This window comes from Citrobacter sp. Awk 2 (genome assembly GCF_028069815.1).
Taxonomy (GTDB): domain Bacteria; phylum Pseudomonadota; class Gammaproteobacteria; order Enterobacterales; family Enterobacteriaceae; genus Citrobacter.
Map to the genome: position 1 here is coordinate 80,947 of NZ_JANEWL010000004.1, position 6,874 is coordinate 87,820.

The 6,874-nt window shown below is 52.1% G+C and carries 5 protein-coding genes and 1 rRNA gene; 5 read left to right on the forward strand and 1 reads right to left on the reverse strand.

Annotated elements, in window-relative coordinates; genetic code table 11:
- Positions 1–2,190 (reverse strand): fatty acid oxidation complex subunit alpha FadB, encoded by a 2,190-nt coding sequence (gene fadB, locus NNO02_RS02385; RefSeq protein ID WP_271454133.1) that lies wholly within the window; start codon positions 2,188–2,190, stop codon positions 1–3.
- A gap of 189 nt (positions 2,191–2,379) precedes the next feature.
- On the opposite strand from fadB, the gene pepQ reads away from it, so the two are divergent.
- From pepQ to NNO02_RS02410, 5 genes are all read left to right on the forward strand, one after another.
- On the forward strand, positions 2,380–3,711 hold the full coding sequence (gene pepQ, locus NNO02_RS02390) for a Xaa-Pro dipeptidase (protein ID WP_271454134.1): 1,332 nt from the start codon (positions 2,380–2,382) through the stop codon (positions 3,709–3,711).
- Positions 3,711–4,325: an IMPACT family protein gene (locus NNO02_RS02395; protein WP_271441035.1), complete on the forward strand. Its 615-nt coding sequence runs from the start codon at positions 3,711–3,713 to the stop codon at positions 4,323–4,325. The genes pepQ and NNO02_RS02395 overlap by 1 nt, the downstream gene beginning before the upstream one ends.
- A 38-nt stretch (positions 4,326–4,363) precedes the next feature.
- Entirely contained in the window at positions 4,364–5,815 is a 1,452-nt protein-coding gene (trkH, locus tag NNO02_RS02400) for a Trk system potassium transporter TrkH (protein ID WP_003017848.1), read from the forward strand.
- 11 nt (positions 5,816–5,826) lie between these two features.
- Positions 5,827–6,372: a menaquinone-dependent protoporphyrinogen IX dehydrogenase gene (gene hemG, locus NNO02_RS02405; RefSeq protein ID WP_271449812.1), complete on the forward strand. Its 546-nt coding sequence runs from the start codon at positions 5,827–5,829 to the stop codon at positions 6,370–6,372.
- 377 nt (positions 6,373–6,749) lie between these two features.
- Positions 6,750–6,874: ribosomal RNA gene (locus NNO02_RS02410) — 16S ribosomal RNA — on the forward strand; the annotation flags it as partial.

Sequence of the window (6,874 nt, forward strand, 5' to 3'; positions counted from 1 at the left end):
TTAAGCCGTTTTCAGGTCGCCAACCGGGCGGGCAGGCTCAACCGGGGGATAATACGGTTCGTTATGGCGTGCTTTATCACGCAGACCGGCTGGTACTTCGTACAGCGGACCCAGGTGCTGATACTGCTGCGCCATATCGAGATACTTCGCACTGCCAAGTGTATCCAGCCAGCGGAACGCACCACCGTGGAACGGAGGGAAGCCCAGGCCATAAACCAGTGCCATATCGGCTTCTGCCGGGCTGGCAATGATGCCTTCTTCCAGGCAACGCACCACTTCGTTGACCATTGGGATCATCATACGAGCGATAATCTCTTCGTCGCTGAAGTCGCGTTTCGGCTGGCTGACGTCTGCCAGTAAGCCATCAACGGCGGCGTCTTCTTCTTTCTTCGGCTTGCCCTTGTTGTCTTCTTTATAGCGCCAGAATCCAAGACCGTTTTTCTGTCCGAAACGGCTGGTATCAAACAGCGCATCAATCGCGTCGCGATAATCTTTCTGCATACGCTGCGGGAAGCCCGCGGACATCACCGCCTGAGCGTGATGCGCGGTATCAATACCCACCACGTCCAGCAGATAAGCCGGGCCCATTGGCCAGCCAAACTGTTTCTCCATCACTTTGTCGACTTTGCGGAAATCCGCACCGTCGCGCAGTAACTGGCTGAAGCCCGCAAAGTAAGGGAACAGCACGCGGTTGACAAAGAAGCCTGGGCAGTCGTTAACCACAATAGGTGTTTTACCCATCTGGCTTGCCCACGCGACAACCTTGGCGATAGTTTCATCCGAGCTTTTCTCTCCGCGAATGATTTCAACCAGCGGCATACGGTGTACCGGGTTAAAGAAGTGCATACCGCAGAAGTTTTCCGGGCGTTTGAGAACGCTGGCCAGCTCGTTAATTGGGATCGTGGACGTATTCGACGCCAGTACCGTATCCGGGCGCACCTTTTCTTCGGTTTCTGCCAGCACTGCTTTTTTCACTTTCGGGTTTTCGACGACCGCTTCAACTACCACATCTACACGCTCGAAACCGCTATAGTCGAGAGTTGGCTGAATGGTTGAAATGACGCCGGCCATTTTCAGACCGTCTATCTTGCCGCGCTCAAGCTGTTTGTTCAGCAGCTTGGCCGCTTCGGTCATACCCAGCGTCAGTGATTTGTCATTGATGTCTTTCATCACTACTGGCACGCCTTTCCAGGCAGACTGGTAAGCAATACCGCCGCCCATAATGCCTGCGCCCAGCACCGCCGCTTGCTTTGGTGCCTCAATATTTTTGGTGAGCTTTTTGGCTTTGGCTTTCACGAACTGATCGTTAAGGAAGATCCCAACCAGCGCGCGGGCTTCACTGGTGTGCGCCAGTGGAACAAAGCTTTTATTTTCCAGATTCAGCGCTTCTTCACGGCCAAAACGGGCCGCTGCTTCAATGGTTTTTACCGCGGTAATCGGTGCGGGGTAATGCTTACCGGCCGTCTGCGCCACCATGCCTTTGGCGATGGTAAAGCTCATGGCTGCTTCAATTTTGCTGAGTTTCAGTGGTTCCAGCTTCGGCTGGCGTTTGGCTTTCCAGTCGAGGTCGCCGTTAATCGCCTGACGTAATACCGCGATCGCGCCATCAAGCAGTTTGTCTTGTTTCACTACGCCATCGACCAGGCCGATTTTTAGCGCCTGCTCAGCACCAACATCTTTACCCGCAGCAATGATTTCCAGCGCACTGTCCGCACCCAACATGCGCGGCATACGCACGGAACCGCCAAAGCCCGGCATAATGCCCAGTTTGGTTTCCGGCAGACCAATGCGCAGATCCGGTGTTGCCAGACGATAATCAGTTGCCAGCACACACTCGCAGCCGCCGCCCAGCGCGTAACCGTTTACCGCAGAGATAGTTGGAACAGGCAGATCTTCCAGGCGATTAAAGACGCTATTGGCAAAGTGCAGCCACTGGCTCAACTGCTCTTCGGGAACGAGGAACAGTGAAAGAAATTCGGTGATATCGGCACCGACAATAAAAGCCGCTTTATTAGAGCGCAGGAGCAGCCCTTTTAAATTTGGTTGTTTTTCCAGCACGTCAAGCGCATGGCCCAGGCTGGCAACGGTGGCCGTGTCGAGTTTATTGACCGAACCAGGGGCATCGAACACCAGTTCGGCGATGCCATCTTCCAGCCAGTCAAGGTACAGGGTGTCGCCTTTGTAAAGCATGTCAGTCTCCTGAATCCGCAAGGTGATCTGGTCATACCAGATGAATCGAAGTGTGTGTTTTATGTTAAAAAAATGCAAATAAATGATTAAAGAAATGACGATTCGATCACGCTCGGCAGAAATCACGCAGTCATAAAGCGATGTGCTAAGATGCGGAGACTTGAGGTCAAAAAAACAGAAGGATAGAAAATGGAATCACTGGCCGCACTCTATAAGAATCATATTGTTACCTTACAAGAACGTACGCGTGATGCACTGGCTCGCTTCAAGCTGGATGCGTTACTTATTCATTCTGGCGAGCTTGTTAACGTTTTTCTCGACGACCATCCGTATCCGTTTAAGGTCAACCCGCAGTTTAAAGCCTGGGTTCCCGTAACGCAGGTTCCCAACTGCTGGTTGCTGGTGGATGGTGTGAATAAGCCAAAACTGTGGTTCTATTTGCCGGTTGATTACTGGCACAACGTAGAGCCGCTGCCGACCTCCTTCTGGACGGAAGAAGTCGAGATCATTGCGCTGCCTAAAGCGGATGGTATCGGTAGCCAACTGCCTGCTGCACGCGGCAATATCGGTTATATCGGTCCGGTTCCGGAACGTGCGCTGCAACTGGACATCGCGGCCAGCAACATCAACCCGAAAGGGGTAATCGACTACCTGCACTATTACCGCGCCTATAAAACAGATTACGAACTGGCCTGTATGCGTGAAGCGCAGAAAATGGCGGTGAGTGGGCACCGTGCCGCGGAAGAAGCGTTCCGTTCCGGGATGAGCGAGTTTGATATCAACCTCGCCTACCTGACCGCGACCGGTCACCGCGATACCGACGTACCGTACAGCAATATCGTCGCGCTCAATGAACACGCCTCTGTGCTGCATTATACCAAACTGGATCATCAGGCTCCGTCCGAAATCCGCAGCTTCCTGCTGGATGCGGGGGCGGAATATAACGGTTATGCAGCAGACCTGACGCGTACCTGGTCGGCGAAAAGCGACAACGACTATGCACAGTTGGTGAAAGACGTTAACGACGAAGAGCTGGCGCTCATCGCGACGATGAAAGCGGGTGTCAGCTATGTGGACTATCACATTCAGTTCCATCAGCGTATTGCGAAGCTGCTGCGTAAACATCAAATCATCACCGACATGAGTGAAGAGGCGATGGTGGAAAATGATCTCACTGGACCGTTTATGCCGCACGGTATCGGTCACCCGCTGGGTCTGCAGGTGCATGATGTTGCCGGTTTCATGCAGGATGACACGGGCACACACCTTGCCGCGCCGTCGAAGTACCCTTACTTGCGTTGCACCCGTGTGCTGCAGCCGGGCATGGTTCTGACCATCGAACCGGGTATCTACTTCATTGAATCGCTGCTCGCCCCGTGGCGTGAAGGGAAATTCAGCAAGCACTTCAACTGGCAGAAAATTGAAGCGCTGAAGCCCTTCGGCGGGATTCGTATTGAAGATAACGTGGTTGTCCACGAGAGCAATATTGAAAACATGACGCGGGATTTGAAACTGGCGTAATGGACAGTTGGTTAATCCCTGCGGCGCCGGTTAGCGTCGTTGAAGAAATCAAAAAAAGCCGCTTCATTACGTTACTTGCCCATACGGACGGTGTAGAAGCGGCGAAAGCGTTTGTTGAGTCAGTCAGAGCGGAACACCCGGATGCCCGTCATCATTGTGTGGCGTGGGTGGCGGGTGCGCCGAATGACTCGCAGCAGCTGGGGTTTTCAGACGATGGTGAACCGGCGGGTACGGCAGGAAAGCCGATGCTCGCACAATTGATGGGGAGCGGCGTTGGTGAGATTACCGCGGTGGTCGTGCGCTACTATGGCGGTATCCTTCTTGGCACCGGCGGGCTGGTGAAAGCCTATGGTGGCGGTGTAAATCAGGCGCTGCGTCAGTTGACGACACAGCGCAAGACGCCATTAACCGAATATACTTTGCAGTGTGAGTACGGCCAACTGGCAGGTATTGAAGCCTTGCTGGGGCAGTTTGACGGTAAAGTCGTCGCCAGTGATTACCAGGCTTTTGTTCGGCTCAGGGTGGCGCTTCCTTTTGCGAAAGTGGATGAATTTTCAGCAAAGCTGGCGGATTTTAGTCGTGGTTCATTGCAATTGTTAGCGATTGAAGAATAATCCCCACCTCATTTTAAAGAACTAAGGAAGCGGCAGAGATGCATTTTCGCGCCATCACCCGAATCGTTGGACTACTGGTCATCTTATTTTCGGGGACGATGATCATCCCCGGACTGGTAGCACTTATCTACCGTGATGGTGCGGGTCGTGCATTTACGCAAACTTTCTTTGTTGCCCTGGCGATTGGCTCCATGTTGTGGTGGCCGAACCGTAAGGAGAAGGGCGAGCTGAAATCCCGTGAAGGGTTTCTGATAGTCGTCTTATTCTGGACTGTGCTGGGCAGCGTGGGTGCGCTACCGTTTATTTTCGCAGAGAGCCCGAACCTCACGATCACCGATGCTTTTTTTGAATCCTTCTCCGGGTTAACCACCACGGGGGCGACGACGCTGGTGGGGTTGGATTCACTGCCGCATGCCATTCTCTTTTATCGTCAGATGCTGCAATGGTTTGGTGGTATGGGGATCATCGTCCTGGCGGTAGCTATCCTGCCTATCCTTGGCGTGGGTGGGATGCAGCTCTATCGTGCAGAAATGCCGGGGCCGCTGAAAGATAACAAAATGCGCCCACGTATTGCCGAAACTGCGAAAACCTTGTGGCTCATCTATGTGCTATTGACGGTTGCGTGTGCGCTGGCGCTGTGGTTTGCCGGGATGCCTGCCTTTGACGCTATTGGCCATAGCTTTGCCACCATTGCCATCGGCGGCTTTTCAACACACGATGCCAGTGTGGGCTATTTCGACAGCCCTACCATCAACACCATTATCGCTATCTTCTTGCTGATCTCCGGTTGTAACTACGGTTTGCACTTCTCTTTACTAAGTGGACGCAGCCTGAAGGTTTATTGGCGCGACCCTGAATTCCGCATGTTTATCGGAGTGCAGTTAACACTGGTGGCCGTTTGTACGCTGGTGCTGTGGATACACAATACATACGGTTCGGCGCTTACGACAATCAACCAGGCATTTTTCCAGGTTGTATCGATGGCGACCACTGCCGGATTTACCACAGACAGTATTGCTCGCTGGCCGTTGTTCCTGCCGGTGTTGCTACTGTGTTCTGCGTTTATTGGTGGCTGTGCCGGGTCAACGGGCGGTGGTTTGAAGGTGATTCGTATCCTGTTACTGTTTAAACAGGGTAACCGCGAACTGAAGCGACTGGTTCACCCTAATGCGGTCTATAGCATTAAGTTAGGCAACCGTGCGTTGCCGGAACGAATCCTTGAAGCGGTATGGGGCTTCTTTTCTGCCTATGCGCTGGTCTTTATTATCAGTATGCTGGCAATTATTGCGACCGGTGTTGATGACTTCTCTGCGTTTGCCTCCGTAGTGGCGACGTTGAATAACCTCGGGCCTGGGCTCGGGGTTGTTGCCGACAATTTTGCCAGCATGAACCCGGTGGCGAAATGGATCCTGATTGCCAACATGCTGTTTGGTCGTCTGGAAGTCTTTACTCTGCTGGTGCTCTTTACCCCTACTTTCTGGCGTGAATAATGGAGTAACACGTGAAAACACTGATTCTTTTTTCTTCCCGGGACGGACAAACGCGCGAAATCGCTGAGTATCTGGCTTCTGAACTTAAAGAGCTGGGTGTCTGGGCAGATGTCATGAATTTGCATCGTACCGAAGAGCCTGAGTGGAAAAATTATGACAGCGTGGTGATTGGCGCATCAATTCGCTATGGCCATTACCATTCTGCATTTCAGGAGTTTGTGAAAAAGCATGCCACGCAACTGAATACAATGCCGAGTGCGTTTTACTCTGTTAACTTGGTTGCCCGTAAACCGGAAAAACGCACACCGCAAACTAATAGCTATGCGCGTAAGTTTCTGATGGGCTCTCCGTGGCGGCCAGATCGCAGTGCGGTGATCGCGGGTGCTTTGCTTTATCCTCGTTATCGTTGGTATGACCGTGTCATGATCCAACTGATTATGAAGATGTCAGGCGGTGAAACGGATACGAAGAAAGAAGTGATCTATACCGACTGGGAACAGGTAGCGGGTTTTGCGCGGGAAATAGCCCAATTAACCAACAAAACGTTGCCAAAATAAACGGAAAGAATAAAAAATACGCACTCAGTAAATAATTTCAAATTTCCCCTTGTCAGCCTGAAATAACTCCCTATAATGCGCCTCCACTGACACGGAACAACGGATTACAAGCCGCCGGGTCAGCGGGGTTCCACTGAGAACCTCACGAAGAAAAGCGAAATTAAATGCTTGACTTCGTAGCGGGATGGCGTAATATGCACACCCCGCGCCGCTGAGAAAAAGCGAAGCGGCACTGCTCTTTAACAATTTATCAGACAATCTGTGTGGGCACTCGAAGATACGGATTCTTAACGTCGCAAGACGAAAAATGAATACCAAGTCTCAACGAGTGAACACGTAATTCATTACGAAGTTTAATTCATTGAGCATCAAACTTTAAATTGAAGAGTTTGATCATGGCTCAGATTGAACGCTGGCGGCAGGCCTAACACATGCAAGTCGAACGGTAGCACAGAGGAGCTTGCTCCTTGGGTGACGAGTGGCGGACGGGTGAGTAATGTCT

What these genes read in the sequence shown, in the direction of transcription:
- fadB (WP_271454133.1), bottom strand. Translation starts at nt 2,190, where the DNA reads ATGCTTTACAAAGGCGACACCCTGTACCTTGACTGGCTGGAAGATGGC.
- pepQ (WP_271454134.1), top strand. Translation starts at nt 2,380, where the DNA reads ATGGAATCACTGGCCGCACTCTATAAGAATCATATTGTTACCTTACAA.
- NNO02_RS02395 (WP_271441035.1), top strand. Translation starts at nt 3,711, where the DNA reads ATGGACAGTTGGTTAATCCCTGCGGCGCCGGTTAGCGTCGTTGAAGAA.
- trkH (WP_003017848.1), top strand. Translation starts at nt 4,364, where the DNA reads ATGCATTTTCGCGCCATCACCCGAATCGTTGGACTACTGGTCATCTTA.